General features: G+C 43.7%; 13 protein-coding genes. 6 read left to right on the top strand and 7 right to left on the bottom strand.

Annotated elements, in window-relative coordinates:
• Positions 1-83: 83 nt before the first annotated feature.
• Positions 84-542 carry a DUF721 domain-containing protein gene (locus tag R7F07_RS12660; RefSeq protein ID WP_054578503.1) on the bottom strand — a complete coding sequence of 153 codons (459 nt, stop codon included), beginning with the start codon at positions 540-542 and terminating at the stop codon, positions 84-86.
• A gap of 407 nt (positions 543-949) precedes the next feature.
• Here R7F07_RS12660 and secA point away from each other — a divergent pair, with 407 nt between their 5' ends.
• From secA to carB, 5 genes are all read left to right on the top strand, one after another.
• Positions 950-3679, top strand: coding sequence for a preprotein translocase subunit SecA (secA, locus tag R7F07_RS12655; RefSeq protein ID WP_005381868.1), 2730 nt, complete (start codon positions 950-952; stop codon positions 3677-3679).
• Positions 3680-3834: 155 nt separating this feature from the next.
• A complete protein-coding gene (gene mutT, locus R7F07_RS12650; RefSeq protein WP_005387387.1) occupies positions 3835-4233 on the top strand; it encodes an 8-oxo-dGTP diphosphatase MutT in 399 nt (132 codons plus the stop codon).
• A gap of 110 nt (positions 4234-4343) precedes the next feature.
• The gene (gene dapB / locus R7F07_RS12645) at positions 4344-5153 is read left to right on the top strand and encodes a 4-hydroxy-tetrahydrodipicolinate reductase (RefSeq protein ID WP_053304339.1); all 810 of its coding nucleotides are present in this window, start codon (positions 4344-4346) and stop codon (positions 5151-5153) included.
• Positions 5154-5634: 481 nt separating this feature from the next.
• On the top strand, positions 5635-6774 hold the full coding sequence (gene carA / locus R7F07_RS12640) for a glutamine-hydrolyzing carbamoyl-phosphate synthase small subunit (protein WP_017821483.1): 1140 nt from the start codon (positions 5635-5637) through the stop codon (positions 6772-6774).
• Between the two features lie 16 nt (positions 6775-6790).
• The gene (gene carB / locus R7F07_RS12635) at positions 6791-10024 is read left to right on the top strand and encodes a carbamoyl-phosphate synthase large subunit (protein ID WP_005381854.1); all 3234 of its coding nucleotides are present in this window, start codon (positions 6791-6793) and stop codon (positions 10022-10024) included.
• Positions 10025-10349: 325 nt separating this feature from the next.
• Here the strand turns inward: carB and R7F07_RS12630 are convergent, their stop codons facing one another.
• Both R7F07_RS12630 and R7F07_RS12625 read right to left on the bottom strand, forming a co-directional pair.
• Positions 10350-10775 (bottom strand): hypothetical protein, encoded by a 426-nt coding sequence (locus R7F07_RS12630; RefSeq protein ID WP_054578505.1) that lies wholly within the window; start codon positions 10773-10775, stop codon positions 10350-10352.
• Positions 10772-11641 carry a hypothetical protein gene (locus tag R7F07_RS12625; RefSeq protein ID WP_054578506.1) on the bottom strand — a complete coding sequence of 290 codons (870 nt, stop codon included), beginning with the start codon at positions 11639-11641 and terminating at the stop codon, positions 10772-10774. Before R7F07_RS12625 ends, R7F07_RS12630 begins: the two co-directional genes overlap by 4 nt.
• A gap of 304 nt (positions 11642-11945) precedes the next feature.
• Here R7F07_RS12625 and R7F07_RS12620 point away from each other — a divergent pair, with 304 nt between their 5' ends.
• Entirely contained in the window at positions 11946-12725 is a 780-nt protein-coding gene (locus R7F07_RS12620; protein WP_171342775.1) for a TSUP family transporter, read from the top strand.
• Here R7F07_RS12620 and R7F07_RS12615 read toward each other — a convergent pair.
• From R7F07_RS12615 to R7F07_RS12600, 4 genes are all read right to left on the bottom strand, one after another.
• Positions 12667-13521, bottom strand: a complete 855-nt coding sequence (locus tag R7F07_RS12615; protein WP_171342774.1) for a LysR family transcriptional regulator — start codon at positions 13519-13521, stop codon at positions 12667-12669. The genes R7F07_RS12620 and R7F07_RS12615 overlap by 59 nt on opposite strands.
• A gap of 128 nt (positions 13522-13649) precedes the next feature.
• Positions 13650-14270, bottom strand: a complete 621-nt coding sequence (locus R7F07_RS12610) for a TRIC cation channel family protein (RefSeq protein ID WP_005387377.1) — start codon at positions 14268-14270, stop codon at positions 13650-13652.
• 69 nt (positions 14271-14339) lie between these two features.
• Positions 14340-15161: a vitamin B12 ABC transporter substrate-binding protein BtuF gene (gene btuF / locus R7F07_RS12605; RefSeq protein WP_171342773.1), complete on the bottom strand. Its 822-nt coding sequence runs from the start codon at positions 15159-15161 to the stop codon at positions 14340-14342.
• On the bottom strand, positions 15161-16114 hold the full coding sequence (locus R7F07_RS12600) for a cobalamin biosynthesis family protein (RefSeq protein WP_171342772.1): 954 nt from the start codon (positions 16112-16114) through the stop codon (positions 15161-15163). Before R7F07_RS12600 ends, btuF begins: the two co-directional genes overlap by 1 nt.
• Positions 16115-16123: the final 9 nt, after the last annotated feature.

Genomic DNA, 16123 nt, shown 5'->3' with positions numbered 1-16123 from the left:
GGCTTATGCCTGGTTTTTTGCTATTTGGCTTTAATCTTCTACTTATCAATAACATTCAAGCTTTCAGCATATTGAAATAACGTTCACTTACGATCTTCCTTTTCTGCCATATCGGCTAATCGTTTTAAACGCTCTTGAATTTTAGGTGGCGCCATGTCGGCAATCGTCATTAATGACTTTGCTGCAGATTCTGTTAGTGGTGGACGCTTAGGTCTGTCGTCTTGTTGAAAGCGGTTTCTATATAGTGAAGGATTGATCCTCACTTCAACGCTCATCAGCTTGGCAAAGCCTTGAGTACGAAGTTTATTTAGGATCATGAGGCGATCGTAATCGATCTTCATTTTGATTGCGGCACTAGAGACATCGATCAATAGATGGCCGTTACGAACATTCGCTACTCGGCAATGATCGGCCGTCCCCATGGGTAAGATCTCTTGCAAAGCTTGGTTAAGCTGTAAGATTTCTCCAGCATGTTCTTGAATCTGCTTGAACTGTGACTCAGCAATAACATCTTCAGTCGAGGTTGGACGGTGATCACGCATAGGTAAAATCTAATTTTGTTGAGATATAGCTATTCTAGAGCAGCTTTCTATCAAGGTATAGTTTACATTAACGTCTTTAGCTTCAGTTTTACAATGTAGCAAGGTAAAAAGCAAAGTTTGCTCTGGATGGATTACACATATTGCGGTATGCAATATCGGCTAATCAGTCACCACTTTAAGTAAAAACTTCAGAGTGCTTCAAACAAATACGTCTATTTATGGTTGTATCGATTAAAAATCCTTACACTAAGCCACATTGTTTCAAAACTTAGCCTTGAAATATGGATGTTTGAACTCAATATCTTTGATAAATGATTTATCTCAGTATTCTTAGTTCCAAACTGGCAGAGACTGAAGGCATTATGAGTAGATCGGGAACGGTCTGAATAAAGAGAGATTCACGAAAAATGATAACTAAGCTACTGACAAAAGTGATTGGCAGTCGCAACGACCGAACACTGCGCCGCCTTAGAAAAATTGTAAAAGAAATTAATAACTTTGAGCCAACATTCGAAGCTCTAAGTGACGAAGAGTTAAAAGCAAAGACGGTTGAATTCCGTGAGCGCCTAGAGAAGGGTGAAACTCTTGATAAACTACTTCCAGAAGCTTTTGCTACGGTTCGTGAAGCATCTAAGCGTGTCTACGGTATGCGCCACTTCGACGTCCAGCTTATCGGTGGTATGGTTCTAAATGCGGGTCAAATCGCTGAAATGCGTACGGGTGAAGGTAAAACGCTGACGGCAACGCTTCCTGCTTACCTAAATGCCCTGGCTGGTAAAGGCGTTCACATTGTAACAGTGAACGATTATCTAGCTAAACGTGATGCAGAGACAAACCGCCCTCTATTTGAATTTTTAGGTATGACTGTTGGCGTAAACGTGCCAAACATGCCTCCTCAAGAGAAAAAAGAAGCGTACCAAGCTGACATCTTGTACGGAACGAACAATGAATTTGGTTTTGACTACCTTCGTGACAATATGGCTTTCCGTAGCGAAGATCGCGTACAACGTGAACGCTTCTTTGCAGTTGTCGATGAGGTGGACTCAATCCTAATTGATGAAGCTCGTACCCCTTTAATCATTTCTGGTCCTGCTGAAGATAGCTCTGAGCTATACACCCGAATCAACCTTTTGATCCCGCATCTTAAAAAGCAAGACAAAGAAGACTCTGAAGAATATCGTGGTGATGGTCACTACACTGTTGATGAGAAATCAAAGCAAGTATACCTCACAGAAACGGGCCAAGAGTACGTTGAAGAACTGTTGGTGAAAAATGGTCTTATGGAAGAGGGTGACACACTTTACTCTCCGACTAACATCAGCATGTTACATCACGTGAATGCCGCTTTGCGTGCTCATGTGTTGTTTGAGCGCAACGTTGATTACATCGTTACTGACGAAGGTGAAGTAGTAATTGTTGATGAACATACTGGTCGTACAATGCCAGGTCGTCGTTGGTCTGAAGGTCTTCACCAAGCAGTAGAAGCGAAAGAAGGCGTTAAGATTCAAAACGAAAACCAAACTTTGGCTTCGATTACCTTCCAGAACTACTTCCGCTTATACGAAAAACTGTCTGGTATGACAGGTACTGCGGATACTGAAGCGTTTGAGTTCCAATCTATTTATGGCTTGGAAACGGTGGTTATCCCAACCAACAAACCTATGATTCGTAACGATATGCCGGATGTGGTGTACCGTACTGAAGCTGAGAAGTTTGCTGCAATCATTGAAGATATCAAAGAGCGCGTTGCGAAAGGTCAGCCAACATTGGTTGGTACCGTATCGATTGAAAAATCAGAACTTCTTTCTAACGCATTGAAGAAGGCTAAGATCAAACACAACGTATTGAATGCAAAATTCCATGAGAAGGAAGCGGAAATTGTCGCTGAAGCGGGTATGCCTGGTGCGGTAACTATCGCGACCAACATGGCCGGTCGTGGTACGGATATTGTGCTTGGCGGTAGTTGGCAATCAAAAGTGGAAGCTTTGGAGAACCCAACTCAAGAACAAATCGATGCGATTAAAGCAGAGTGGAAAGTTGTACATGATCAAGTATTAGATGCTGGTGGTCTACACATCATTGGTACTGAGCGCCACGAATCTCGCCGTATTGATAACCAGCTACGTGGTCGTTCTGGTCGTCAAGGTGATGCGGGTTCATCGCGCTTCTACCTATCTATGGAAGACTCTTTGTTACGTATTTTCACTTCTGATCGTATGGCGAGCCTTATTCAAAGTGGTATGGAAGAAGGTGAAGCTATTGAATCGAAAATGCTTTCTCGCTCAATTGAAAAAGCACAGCGCAAAGTGGAAGGTCGTAACTTTGATATCCGTAAGCAGCTACTAGAATACGATGATGTGGCGAACGATCAGCGTAAGGTTGTCTACGAGCTGCGCGACGAATTGATGAACGTTGAAGACATCAGCGGTATGATCGAGCAAAACCGTGAAGATGTGCTAACAGCGGTTATTGATGAGTACATCCCGCCACAATCACTAGAAGATATGTGGGACGTTGAAGGTCTGCAAGAGCGCTTGAAAGCAGACTTCGATCTTGATGCACCAGTGAAGCAATGGCTTGAAGAAGACGATAAGCTTTACGAAGAGGCGCTACGCGAGAAGATCATCAATCTAGCCGTTGAAGTGTACAAAGAGAAAGAGGAAGTGGTGGGTGCCCAAGTGCTTCGTAACTTCGAGAAATCGGTTATGCTTCAAACTCTGGATACGCTTTGGAAAGAGCACTTGGCAGCAATGGATCACTTGCGTCAGGGTATTCACTTACGCGGCTATGCGCAGAAGAACCCGAAACAGGAATACAAGCGTGAATCGTTTGAACTGTTTGAAGGTCTACTAGAAGCGCTGAAAACTGATGTGATTACTGTTCTATCTCGCGTTCGAGTTCAGCAACAAGAAGAAGTTGAACGTATGGAAGAGCAACGTCGTGCGCAAGCTGAAGAGGCCGCTCGTCGTGCTCAAGCGCAACACGCAGCAGCACAAAACCCTCTTTCTGAAGGTGAAGAATCTGAAGAAGGTTCAAGTCAGCCAATGGTACGTGATGAACGTAAAGTAGGTCGCAATGAGCCTTGCCCTTGTGGTAGTGGTAAGAAGTATAAACAGTGCCACGGCAAAATCGACTAACGTATTAGTCAGATAATGTTTTAAAGAGTCGCCTAGGCGGCTCTTTTTTTGAGCAAATTCTGTGGCTGTCGAATTTCATAAGTTTTGATAGCATCGGATAGTTTTAGAGATGCAAAGACCGTTGAAGTGTAACGGCTTGAGAGTTAGGAAACCCTATGAAAAGAATTCACATAGTCGCGGCTATTATTTTTAACCAAGACAAATCAAAAATTTTTATTACAAAGCGTCCAGACGACAAGCATAAAGGCGGGTTTTGGGAGTTTCCCGGCGGGAAAGTCGAGTCAGGAGAAAGTATTGAACATGCTCTAGCAAGAGAACTTGAAGAAGAAGTAGGAATTGAAGTTACTGAGCAAGCCCTTTTCGAGCATTTGGAATATGACTATCCAGACAAATCACTTAAGTTTGATTTTATTACGGTATCTAAGTTCAGTAATGAGCCTTATGGCCGAGAAGGTCAAGAAGGTCGCTGGGTTGAGATAAGAGAATTGGGTAACTATGCCTTTCCTGAAGCGAACGTGCCTATCTTGGAGCGTGTCGTAAAAGAGTTCGCTTAAGCCTGATGAACTTGCTTGTGGTAACCACGGTATGTTGTTAGTTTAAATAGATTAAGCGAAACGAGAGAACGAGAGCAAACCTCGTTATCCAGAGAAGGAGAGAAAGCGCAATGGTTCGTATTGCAATCGCAGGAGCAGCAGGCCGAATGGGCCGTAATTTGGTTAAAGCTTCACACCTTAATCCAGAGGCGACAGTGAGCGCGGGATCAGAACGACCTGAGTCCTCACTTGTCGGTGTCGATATCGGTGAACTTTGTGGTGAAGGTAAATTCGATGTGTTCTTAACGGATGATCTTGCTAAAGACGTCGATAATTTTGATGTAATCATCGATTTTACTGCCCCAGTAAGTACGTTGGCGAATCTTGAACTGTGTAAGAAGCATGGAAAGAGTATTGTGATTGGGACGACTGGTTTCAGTGATGCAGAGCGTGAACTGATTGACGAAGCCGCTAAGCAAGTGCCTGTTGTCATGGCACCTAACTACTCTGTTGGTGTGAACCTAGTATTTAAGCTTCTTGAGAAAGCAGCCAAAGTGATGGGCGGCTACTGTGATGTTGAGATTGTCGAAGCACATCATCGTCATAAAGTTGATGCTCCTTCTGGTACCGCTATCGGGATGGGCGAAGCCATTGCTGGTGCGATGGGCAACAAGCTGAATGATGTAGCTGTCTATGCGCGAGAAGGTATCACAGGTGAACGTACTAAAGATGAGATCGGCTTTGCTACAATTCGCGCTGGCGATATTGTTGGTGAGCACACAGCCATGTTTGCTGATATCGGGGAACGAGTGGAGATAACGCACAAAGCGACCGATCGTATGACGTTTGCTAATGGCGCCGTCAAGGCCGCTGTTTGGTTGAGTGCCAAACCAGCGGGCTTTTATACCATGACAGATGTTTTGGGATTGAATGAACTCTAAATACATAATTATTCGCCGGCGGTAGCCGGCTTTTTTATATCTATAGAATTAGTTGTAAATGAAATGATTCTAACAGAAAGTATTTTGGTGCTTACTTTTGTTGTTGTTTTGGTTGCTTTGTGGGTGTTTTGGGTTTTGATGCCTAAAAACTAATGTCTTTTTTGCCGGGTGAACGTTTGCGTGAAAAACTCATACTTTTTTGTGATCTCTAAAAAGTTCAAATTTGTAAAATTCATTAAACCTCTATGCCCCTCTATGTAATAGCATGTAAAAGTTATCTTTTTGGGCCTTACTGATTCAAAATGACCTTACTCGCTAGAAATTAATCATTTATTTTTGATTGTAGGTTGACAGGTTTCGAGTCCAACTTTAGAATACCGCCAATTTGTCTGAAATACCTATTTATGTAGATTTTATAGGTAAAGGAAGGCATGTTTGCAGTTTGATTTATTTTTTTTGCATTTTTATTCTGGAGGTTGTCTTGGGTAAATTAGCACTGTTGGTCCTAGAAGATGGGACAGTGTTCCGCGGAGTGTCCATAGGGGCAGATGGTCTTTCCGTTGGTGAAGTCGTTTTTAATACCTCGATGACGGGGTATCAAGAAATCCTCACTGATCCTTCCTATTCTCAGCAAATCGTCACTCTCACTTATCCTCACATTGGCAATACCGGAACCACTTCCGAAGATGAAGAATCCTCTTCCATTCATGCACAAGGCCTTGTGATTCGCGATCTTCCTCTAATCGCTTCTAACTTCCGTAACGAACAATCCCTCTCTGATTATCTTAAGTCTCAAAATATCGTTGGCATCGCTGATATCGATACTCGTAAGCTCACTCGTATCCTGCGTGAAAAAGGTGCTCAAAACGGCTGTATTGTTGCGGGCAACAACCTAGACGAAGCTTTGGCACTAGCGAAAGCAAAAGAATTCCCAGGCTTAAAAGGAATGGACCTTGCGAAAGAAGTTACAACAAAAGAAGCGTATCAATGGAAGCAAGGTTCGTGGACGCTTGAAGGTGGACTTCCAGAGGCGAAAGATGACAGCGAGCTGCCATACCACGTTGTCGCTTACGACTTCGGCGCAAAACGCAACATCTTACGAATGTTGGTTGACCGCGGCTGCCGCTTAACGGTTGTACCTGCAGAAACGTCAGCGGAAGAAGTTCTGGCACTAAATCCAGATGGCGTATTCTTATCAAACGGCCCTGGTGACCCAGAACCATGTACTTACGCGATTGAAGCAACCAAAGTGTTCCTAGAAAAAGGCCTGCCAATTTTTGGTATTTGTCTAGGTCACCAAATTCTGGCGCTAGCATCAGGTGCGCAAACGGTGAAAATGAAGTTTGGTCACCACGGTGCAAACCACCCAGTAAAAGATTTAGAGCGTAACGTTGTGATGATCACTTCGCAAAACCACGGCTTTGCGGCAGATGAAGCAACATTACCGGAAAACTTACGTGCTACTCACGTATCGCTATTTGATGGCTCTTTGCAAGGTATCCACCGCACAGACAAGCCAGCATTTAGCTTCCAAGGTCACCCAGAAGCGAGCCCTGGTCCACATGACGCGGCACCGCTATTTGACCACTTTATCGAACTAATCAAAAAACACAGCGCTTAATTCGGAGTAGTAGATAATGCCAAAACGTACTGACATTCAAAGTATTCTAATTCTTGGTGCTGGTCCGATTGTTATCGGTCAGGCATGTGAGTTTGACTACTCTGGCGCACAAGCGTGTAAAGCTCTTCGCGAAGAAGGCTACCGAGTTATCCTAGTTAACTCTAATCCTGCAACGATTATGACTGACCCAGAGATGGCAGATGCGACTTACATCGAGCCGATTCAGTGGGAAGTTGTACGCAAGATCATCGAGAAAGAACGTCCTGATGCAGTTCTGCCAACTATGGGTGGTCAGACAGCACTTAACTGTGCGTTAGATTTAGAGAAGCACGGCGTTCTCGCAGAGTTTGGCGTAGAGATGATTGGTGCAACGGCTGATGCAATCGACAAAGCGGAAGACCGTTCTCGTTTTGATAAAGCGATGAAGTCTATCGGCCTTGAGTGTCCTCGCGCAGATACAGCGAAGAGCATGGAAGAAGCTTACAAAGTTTTAGATATGGTTGGCTTCCCTTGTATCATTCGTCCATCGTTCACCATGGGTGGCACTGGTGGTGGTATCGCGTACAACAAAGAAGAGTTCGAAGAAATCTGTCGTCGTGGTCTGGACTTATCTCCGACCAACGAACTTCTTATCGATGAGTCGCTAATCGGTTGGAAAGAGTACGAAATGGAAGTCGTTCGTGACAAAGCGGACAACTGTATCATCGTATGTTCAATCGAGAACTTTGACCCAATGGGCATCCATACGGGCGACTCAATCACGGTTGCTCCAGCACAAACACTGACTGACAAAGAATACCAGCTTATGCGTAATGCATCGCTAGCCGTTCTACGTGAGATTGGTGTTGAAACAGGTGGTTCAAACGTACAGTTTGGTATCAACCCGAAAGATGGTCGTATGGTCATCATCGAGATGAACCCGCGTGTATCTCGCTCTTCTGCGCTAGCATCAAAAGCAACAGGCTTCCCAATCGCGAAAATTGCCGCGAAACTGGCTGTTGGCTTTACGCTAGACGAACTACAAAACGACATCACAGGTGGTGCAACACCTGCGTCATTTGAACCAACTATCGACTACGTCGTAACTAAGATCCCTCGCTTTAACTTCGAGAAATTTGCTGGTGCAAACGATCGTCTGACAACTCAGATGAAATCGGTTGGTGAGGTAATGGCGATTGGTCGTAACCAACAAGAATCTCTTCACAAAGCACTGCGTGGCCTAGAAGTTGGCGCAACTGGTTTTGATGAGATGGTCGATCTGGAAGCGCCAGATGCACTGACTAAGATTCGTCACGAACTTAAAGAAGCAGGTGCAGAGCGTATCTGGTACATCGCCGATGCATTCCGAGCGGGTATGTCAGTCGACGGTGTGTTCAACTTGACTCAAATCGACCGCTGGTTCCTGGTTCAAATCGAAGAAATTGTAAAACTCGAAGAACAAGTCAAGGCGGGCGGCTACGCAGGTTTGACCAAAGAAGTGCTTCGTCAGATGAAACGCAAAGGCTTCTCTGATGCTCGCTTGTCTAAATTGCTTGGTGTCGCTGAAAGTGAAATTCGCCGTGCTCGTGAGCAGTTTGATATTCATCCGGTTTACAAACGTGTGGATACATGTGCAGCAGAGTTTTCTTCTGACACGGCTTACATGTACTCATCTTACGATGAAGAATGTGAAGCAAACCCAACAGACAAAGATAAGATCATGGTTCTTGGTGGCGGTCCAAACCGTATCGGCCAAGGTATCGAATTCGATTACTGTTGTGTTCATGCATCACTTGCGCTGCGTGAAGACGGTTACGAAACCATTATGGTTAACTGTAACCCAGAAACGGTATCTACTGACTACGATACGTCTGATCGTCTGTACTTCGAGCCAGTAACTCTGGAAGATGTACTGTCTATCGCTCGCGTTGAAAAACCAAAAGGTGTGATTGTTCAGTACGGTGGTCAAACGCCACTTAAACTGGCTCGTGCTCTAGAAGCGGCTGGTGTGCCAATCATTGGTACTAGCCCAGATGCTATCGACCGTGCGGAAGACCGTGAACGCTTCCAAGCCGCTGTTGACCGTTTAGGTCTACTTCAGCCAGAAAACGCGACAGTAACAACGATGGAGCAAGCGGTTGAGAAATCGAAAGAAATTGGCTTCCCATTAGTTGTTCGTCCATCTTATGTACTCGGTGGTCGTGCGATGGAAATCGTATACGACGAGCAAGACCTGCGTCGCTACTTCAACGAAGCAGTAAGCGTATCGAACGAGTCTCCAGTTCTGCTAGACCGTTTCTTGGATGATGCAACCGAAGTTGATATTGATGCTATCTGTGACGGTGAACGCGTCGTTATCGGCGGTATCATGGAGCACATCGAACAAGCGGGTGTTCACTCTGGTGACTCTGCATGTTCACTGCCTGCATACACGCTAAGTCAGGAAATTCAAGACAAGATGCGTGAGCAAGTTGAGAAGTTAGCATTCGAACTCGGTGTGCGCGGTTTGATGAACACGCAGTTTGCTGTGAAAGATAACGACGTTTATCTAATTGAAGTGAACCCTCGTGCTGCTCGTACGGTACCATTCGTATCGAAAGCGACAGGCGCTCCTCTAGCGAAAATCGCTGCACGTGTAATGGCGGGTCAATCTCTAGAGTCACAAGGCTTTACTAAAGAGATTATCCCTCCTTACTACTCAGTGAAAGAAGTGGTTCTGCCGTTCAACAAATTCCCTGGTGTTGACCCTCTATTGGGCCCTGAAATGCGCTCAACAGGTGAAGTAATGGGTGTGGGTGCAACGTTCGCAGAAGCTTACGCGAAAGCAGAGCTAGGTTGCGGTGCGGTTTATCCTGAAGGTGGTCGTGCGCTACTGTCTGTACGTGAAGGTGATAAAGAGCGTGTTGTTGACCTAGCTTCTAAGTTAGTGAAACTGGGTTACCAGTTGGATGCGACACACGGTACTGCTGTAATTCTGGGCGAAGCGGGTATTAACCCACGTTTGGTAAACAAAGTACACGAAGGTCGTCCACACATTCTTGACCGCATCAAGAACAACGAATACACCTACATCGTAAACACGGCTGCTGGTCGTCAAGCGATTGAAGATTCGAAAGTTCTACGCCGTGGTGCACTGGCAGAAAAAGTGAACTACACAACGACACTGAATGCAGCGTTCGCTACATGTATGTCTCATACTGCAGACGCAAAAGCGTCAGTAACTTCGGTTCAAGAGTTACACGCTAAAGTGAAAGCGAGTCTAGACGCGTAACAGATAAAAATCAGTAAGCTCATTAATCAGGGCTTGCATGACAACCTCATTGCCCGCTCATTTGAGCGGGCTTTTTTTTATATCGAGGTTTTTCTAAAATGAAGAGCATTAAAGTGTGCTAGGAACGATTGGTATGCTTCGCTTTTGAAGATAATTAAGCTAATGATGGCAAGCGATGTACCCAAAGAGGAAGAAATAGTACTACCACTTGCTGCAACAAAATTAATGCTGTAGGACTGAGATATTAAGCCGACCATAACTCTTTAAGCAGATAGGTAATTAGAAAAAGTTAAAATAAGCAGTGTCGAGCTTAAAAACATACTAACTATGGAGTGCTTCGATATGTTCTTTTTTCTAAGACTAAGTTATAAGTTGATTTTTCAGTATCAAGAGAGTATCCGTTACTTTTTGCAAAAACATCTGCTGCTAGTAGCGAGGGATAAAGAAGAAAAAAACTAGTTATCGATATGGTTAGGAATATCTTACTAGAGCTTTTAAACTCACTTTTAGTTAGGAAATCATTTGATTTTAATGTTTTTACGGACATTATAGAGCATTCAAATAAGATCAAACTAGAGCCTATAATCAAAATATCAGCCTGATCAAAAGATGAATAACTTTCATTATTATAGATGTTAAGATAAAAGTCTGACAATCCATCAAAACCATATATTAACAGTGATATTGCTGATGCTAATAAAATTATTAAATAAAAAAACACTTGCGTTCGGTCGTAACTCCCTTTTTTCATCGTAACAAACCTCGCTGTATTTCTTGCGAGAAAATCATACTTTGAGTTTTACGTTGAATCTCATTATATTCTTCTTTTGCTCTTCTCTTTGCTTCTATATCTCTTTGCTTTAAGTAAATATCTATAGAGGCTATTAACTTCTGTGTTAAACCTCGTTTATCATTTTCTCTATTCAATAAAAGACCTACAGCCGAGCTTATCAAAATAGCCCCTAATAATGGGCCAACACTTAAAGTTACAACACTGCCACCCACTGCTGCGGCAAAGTTTACAAATATAGCTGCTGCAGCTGACGATAACCCGATAGTGATTATATCACTAGCTAAAGTACCAAATAGTTTGGCTAAGGTTTGACGGTCATTGAGGAAAAAGTCAATCACTCTGTATGTGGATATTAAGATAATTGTTATTATGCCCCCACTTCTAATGGATTGTAATGCCCCTTCTGGTCCAACAGCGAACTTTGCCACAGTTGGAGTAGGAAGAAATTTTCCTAATCCAGAAAGCTTTGAGTGCATAGCAGGGGAGCCTGTGAGTATGATATGTGGAGCTCCAGAATAATTTTTAACGATAACAGAGCTATTATTTCCGTACAAATAGTTTGATAAGTTGGTTATAAAAACTAAGTCCTGTCCTGTAGCATAATAGTTTGCTGTATTTTCAAACATTCCCTTTATCTTTTCCCAACGTTCTAATTTCGCTTTATCTTTTACATTGTTCTTGACAACAATATCGAAGCTCTCGATAGATAAGATAATGGTTTCTTGATTTCGATGTTGATGATTTGATTTATAAAGTGGGTAGGTGCTTATACTACCACTATTTTTTGAGGATTGATGTCGTGATAAAGGGTAGTTGCTAGTCATGTATTTTCCTCAGATATCGGGCCTTGAGCGCTGACAATGTAAACTCTACATGCTGAACAGATCTTTCATATTCGTCTAGTTTTATATTTAAAGGTAAGCGTTTGATCTCATTATCAGGAATAGATTTGTGACAGTGATTCAATTCTTTCTGACAACTAAATTTTATATAAAAGTTTGGAGTCAAGTTTAAGCATTAATTCTATGAAAATTAGGAATAGATTGGTGTCTTGACTTTCCATTGGTAGTTTTGTGAATAAATGCTACCGTTTCTTCCTCTTTGATACCTCTTCAAAAAGGAAGTGTAGTGGAAATCACGGTTGAAATTTTGTTGGCCTTATTTTTGGTTGCGACTGCCGCAGGCTTTATTGATGCGATGGCTGGTGGGGGAGGGCTCATTACGCTCCCTGCGCTTTTGGCTTCGGGGTTGAGTCCGACTCAAGCTCTAGCTACCAATAAGTTACAAAGTTCGTTTGGCAGTTTCTCTGCTAGCTGGTATTTCGTGCGTAACGGTATTGTCAGCTTAAAGGAAATGCGTTTTGCGATACTCTGCACTTTTATAGGTGCTGCAATCGGTGCCGAGGCTGTGCAGTTTATTGATGCTAGCGTACTCACCAGTTTGATCCCTGTTCTTTTGATAGCCATTTCCCTCTATTTTTTACTCGCGCCAAGTACGCGAAAAATTGATGGAGAACCAAAGTTATCTGAAGCGATGTTTGCGCTATGCATTGGTGGCGGGATCGGCTTCTATGATGGCTTTTTTGGCCCTGGGACTGGATCTATTTTTACTGTTTGTTTTGTTGCACTAGGTCACTTTTCTTTGGTCGAAGCCACAGCTAGAACCAAAATCCTCAATTTCACGTCAAACATTGCGGCACTACTCTTTTTTATCTTAGCTGGGTTGCCAGTGTGGAAGCTTGGCTTAACTATGGCTGTTGGCGGTTTTCTTGGTGCTCAGTTAGGGGCGAAGGTCGTGGTAAGTAAAGGGCAAAAATGGATTCGTCCTCTAGTTATAGTGATGTCGATGCTTATGGCAACGAAACTTCTTTGGCAACAACATCAGCAATGGATTCTGTCAGTGCTTTAACTCGCTCGCTACGATATGTGCTGTGACGTAAGCAGATATGTATTGGTCGAACTAACTGATCTAGCTCTTCAAAGTCATAGCAGAACTTAGGTGTGATATTAAGTGTCGTTAGGATAGATTTAGGGATTAAAGCGGGAGCCATACCTCCCAAAGCCAGTTGTGCTGCCGCAGTATACGAATCCATTTCCATCAAAGGTTCGATTCCGTGTTTGGATAAAATAGCTTGTTGATATGTGTTGGCAGGGTTAGTTAGGTCATTGGTCAAAATAGCTTTAGGTAGTTGTGAAAGTGAATGTCGACTGACAATTGAGAAAGGTTCATCGGCGAGGTGAAGGCTCATTAATCCATGATGAGGTGGTAGATAGCCAGCGCAAAATCCCAATGTTGCTTTGCCTGATTTCACATTCTCAATAATGCGTGGCGTATGATTGGTCGATATTCGTATGTATTGATCATGGGCAAAGTGTTCTGCCATGATCATGCTGAGGTATCCAGCGACTAAGGTTTCAGAGCTGTCTATCTTGATCAAAGAAGTATCTTCTATTTGTTGTTGATCATAGATCTGACCTCTTAACTCATTGAACGTTGGCTCGATCGTGTTGATGAGCGCAAGGCCATCGGAGGTCAGCTTTATGTGCCGACCATTTGGCTCTATTAATTTTTTTCCTAACTTCTTCTCTAGATTTGAAATACGTTTACTCACGGCAGATTGACTAATATAGAGTTGACTGCCCGTGCGGCTCATGGTTTTTTCTTTACTGAGGACAAGTAACGTTTCAATACCTTCAAGCAACATAATGATTAATGAAAGTTAGGAATGGTTGAGATAATTTAGCGAATTGCCCAAGAATTGGCGAATCAAATGAGCATAAATGAGAGGAGCCGACACTTGGTCGACTCCATGATGAGTGATGTTGTTGGTGTTTAACGGTTAATGGCGAAAGTTGGCAGGGATAGATGCCAACGAATCGCACCGAGACGTATAATGAGCGTTGAGATTACACCAGCGAGTAAAGCCGTTGAGTGGTCATAACCCATGTTTACCGCCATCGTATGGAAGATGCCGCCAATAATACATGCCGTAGCATAGACTTCACTTCTTAATACCATAGGAACTTCGCGAGCCAGCACGTCTCGTATAATGCCACCGCCACAGCCAGTAATAACCCCCATTATCACCGCGACCATCCCAGAAGCATTGTAGGCGAGTGCCTTTTCTACTCCTATTCCTACAAATACAGCGAGACCGATGGCATCACAAACGGGTAATACCCACCATGAGAGTCGCTTGGGTCTTCGAATAACAAGCATGGTTAGTAGACACGTAACAAATATCACCCATAAGTAAGTCGTATCTGTTATCCAAAATACGGGAGTGGCACCAAGCGCCATGTCTCGGATTGTTCCGCCACCTATAGCAGTCACACTGCCGAGTACGATAACGCCGAATGGATCCATTTTTAAACGGCCAGCCAGTAATACGCCAGAGATAGCGAAAACAGCGGTACCGAACAAATCGATCATATAAAGCAGCATGGAGTCCATGTTACTTAGTACCTTTAAATAGTGTGAGAAAAAATGGGCGGAAATTGTACGGTATTTGCCACGAAATCGTTAGCGTTTTTGACGAACGCTTTTAAAGTGCTCACACACTTCCTTGATCGCGTTCAATGTGCGTGGTGTCGGACGGTTAATCCAATCAGAGTTTAGGGACCAGATGTGTTTGTTTTTAAGAGCAAGAAGCTCATTACTCCACTCAGTCCACATACCATCGTTACTCATTGCGTGACGAGAAGTAAAAATAACCTCTGGCTGGCGAGTAATGACTTGCTCGATGCTAACTTGAGGATAAGGCGCGCTGGATGCGGCGAAAATGTTCTCACCACCGCAAAAAGTAAAGACTTCACTTGGCCAGTTCTTTCCAGCGACAGTGATGATAGGCTTTTCACTCAACTGATAAAAGTAACGAACTTTCTCGTTCGTGTTGTACTGTTCTTTTAGTGTACTCAGCTGCGTTCTAAAATCTTCAGCGGCCTTTTTTCCTACTTGTGGAGTTTCGCTGTATTGGCTGAGTTGCTCGATATTATTGGCGATATCTTCTAATGAACCTGTAGTGGAGTAATAGATAGGAATACCGAACTGTTTAATTTTCTCCAACTCTTTAGCGGGGTTTCCGGCTGGCCAAGCAATCACTAAGTCCGGTTGAAGAGCAATAATGCGCTCTAATTTAATTCCTTGATAATTTGAGACTCTTTCTAGCTGCTTTGCCTGTTCTGGATAATCGCTCATTTCGCTGACAGCAACAAGCTGGTCTCCTAGCCCTGCTGCAAAGGCAATTTCGGTGGCATGTGGAGCTAAACTTATAATGCGTTGAGCGGGTTGAGCGAAGGTCGCTGTCGAAACAAACAGCGTTAATGCGAAGCATAATTTATTCATCATAATCCTTGATAAATTATTCCTAAAAGCAAACTTTGGATTGCGATCCAAGCCAGGACGCGCCAAACGAGCAGCGTATGTATTTGTGAAAGGTGAATAGCCGATGGCGCAATGCGCCCACCGATTTTTGCGCGCTCTGCACGCACACCTTGATAGATAGCAGGGCCGCATAAAGACAGTTGTAGTTTGTGTCCGATAGTACATAACACCCAGCTAGGTCCTGGTAAGGACCAAGATTTCGCTTGCTGTTGTATTCCAGAGAGCACATTACTTGTATTCTTTCCGGCAGCTAAAAGTATGGCAAAGAGACGAAGTGGAATAATATCCAGAGTAGCAACCAGTTGAATCACAGGTTTACCAAACGGCAAATATTGGCGTCGGCTAGGGGACCACACTCGCGCTAATTCTGTTGTGAGTCGATACATTAACGCACCAATGCCACCTGTTAGTGCGTACCAAAATAGCACACCGATCACGTTGCGGCTGTATGCCATAATCAGGGTTTCTGAGCCAGCTTTACCTATGCCAACGATCGAGAGGCTACCAGTATCGCGATTAAGATATGGTCTCAGTAATGCTCGACACTGAGCTTTGTCTTCCGAAGAGATACTTGTGACGAGCTGTTTCGTTAACGTTTCGCTGTTGCGCCAGTCTAGCGCAAGGATCAATAGAACCAGTTCATATAAACGGATTTGCCAAACAAATGGCTTTACTGCAATCAGTAATATCAAGCAAGGAAACAGCATCAAGCCTAGTGCAAGACTGCCTGAGATTACACTCTGTGAGTAATTGTGATTATTGTTCACTTTGTTAGCTAGCTGCTCTGCTAGCTTTCGCCATAAAGTGATGGGGTGCGCTGAATGGGGGATTGGCACTAAAAGGTGCAAGATCAGTGCACCCCACATAATGAGGAGCGCACCGTTGGCATAAAATGACTGAAAAACTTCTTCCATGAATGAGTC

The sequence above is a fragment of the Vibrio sp. YT-16 genome (assembly GCF_033337405.1).
GTDB classification, from domain to species: domain Bacteria; phylum Pseudomonadota; class Gammaproteobacteria; order Enterobacterales; family Vibrionaceae; genus Vibrio; species Vibrio alginolyticus.
This window is presented reverse-complemented; position numbering and strand designations above follow the sequence as displayed.

What these genes read in the sequence shown, in the direction of transcription:
- R7F07_RS12660 (WP_054578503.1), bottom strand. Translation starts at nt 542, where the DNA reads ATGCGTGATCACCGTCCAACCTCGACTGAAGATGTTATTGCTGAGTCA.
- secA (WP_005381868.1), top strand. Translation starts at nt 950, where the DNA reads ATGATAACTAAGCTACTGACAAAAGTGATTGGCAGTCGCAACGACCGA.
- mutT (WP_005387387.1), top strand. Translation starts at nt 3,835, where the DNA reads ATGAAAAGAATTCACATAGTCGCGGCTATTATTTTTAACCAAGACAAA.
- dapB (WP_053304339.1), top strand. Translation starts at nt 4,344, where the DNA reads ATGGTTCGTATTGCAATCGCAGGAGCAGCAGGCCGAATGGGCCGTAAT.
- carB (WP_005381854.1), top strand. Translation starts at nt 6,791, where the DNA reads ATGCCAAAACGTACTGACATTCAAAGTATTCTAATTCTTGGTGCTGGT.
- R7F07_RS12630 (WP_054578505.1), bottom strand. Translation starts at nt 10,775, where the DNA reads ATGAAAAAAGGGAGTTACGACCGAACGCAAGTGTTTTTTTATTTAATA.
- R7F07_RS12625 (WP_054578506.1), bottom strand. Translation starts at nt 11,641, where the DNA reads ATGACTAGCAACTACCCTTTATCACGACATCAATCCTCAAAAAATAGT.
- R7F07_RS12615 (WP_171342774.1), bottom strand. Translation starts at nt 13,521, where the DNA reads ATGTTGCTTGAAGGTATTGAAACGTTACTTGTCCTCAGTAAAGAAAAA.
- R7F07_RS12610 (WP_005387377.1), bottom strand. Translation starts at nt 14,270, where the DNA reads ATGGACTCCATGCTGCTTTATATGATCGATTTGTTCGGTACCGCTGTT.
- btuF (WP_171342773.1), bottom strand. Translation starts at nt 15,161, where the DNA reads ATGAATAAATTATGCTTCGCATTAACGCTGTTTGTTTCGACAGCGACC.
- R7F07_RS12600 (WP_171342772.1), bottom strand. Translation starts at nt 16,114, where the DNA reads ATGGAAGAAGTTTTTCAGTCATTTTATGCCAACGGTGCGCTCCTCATT.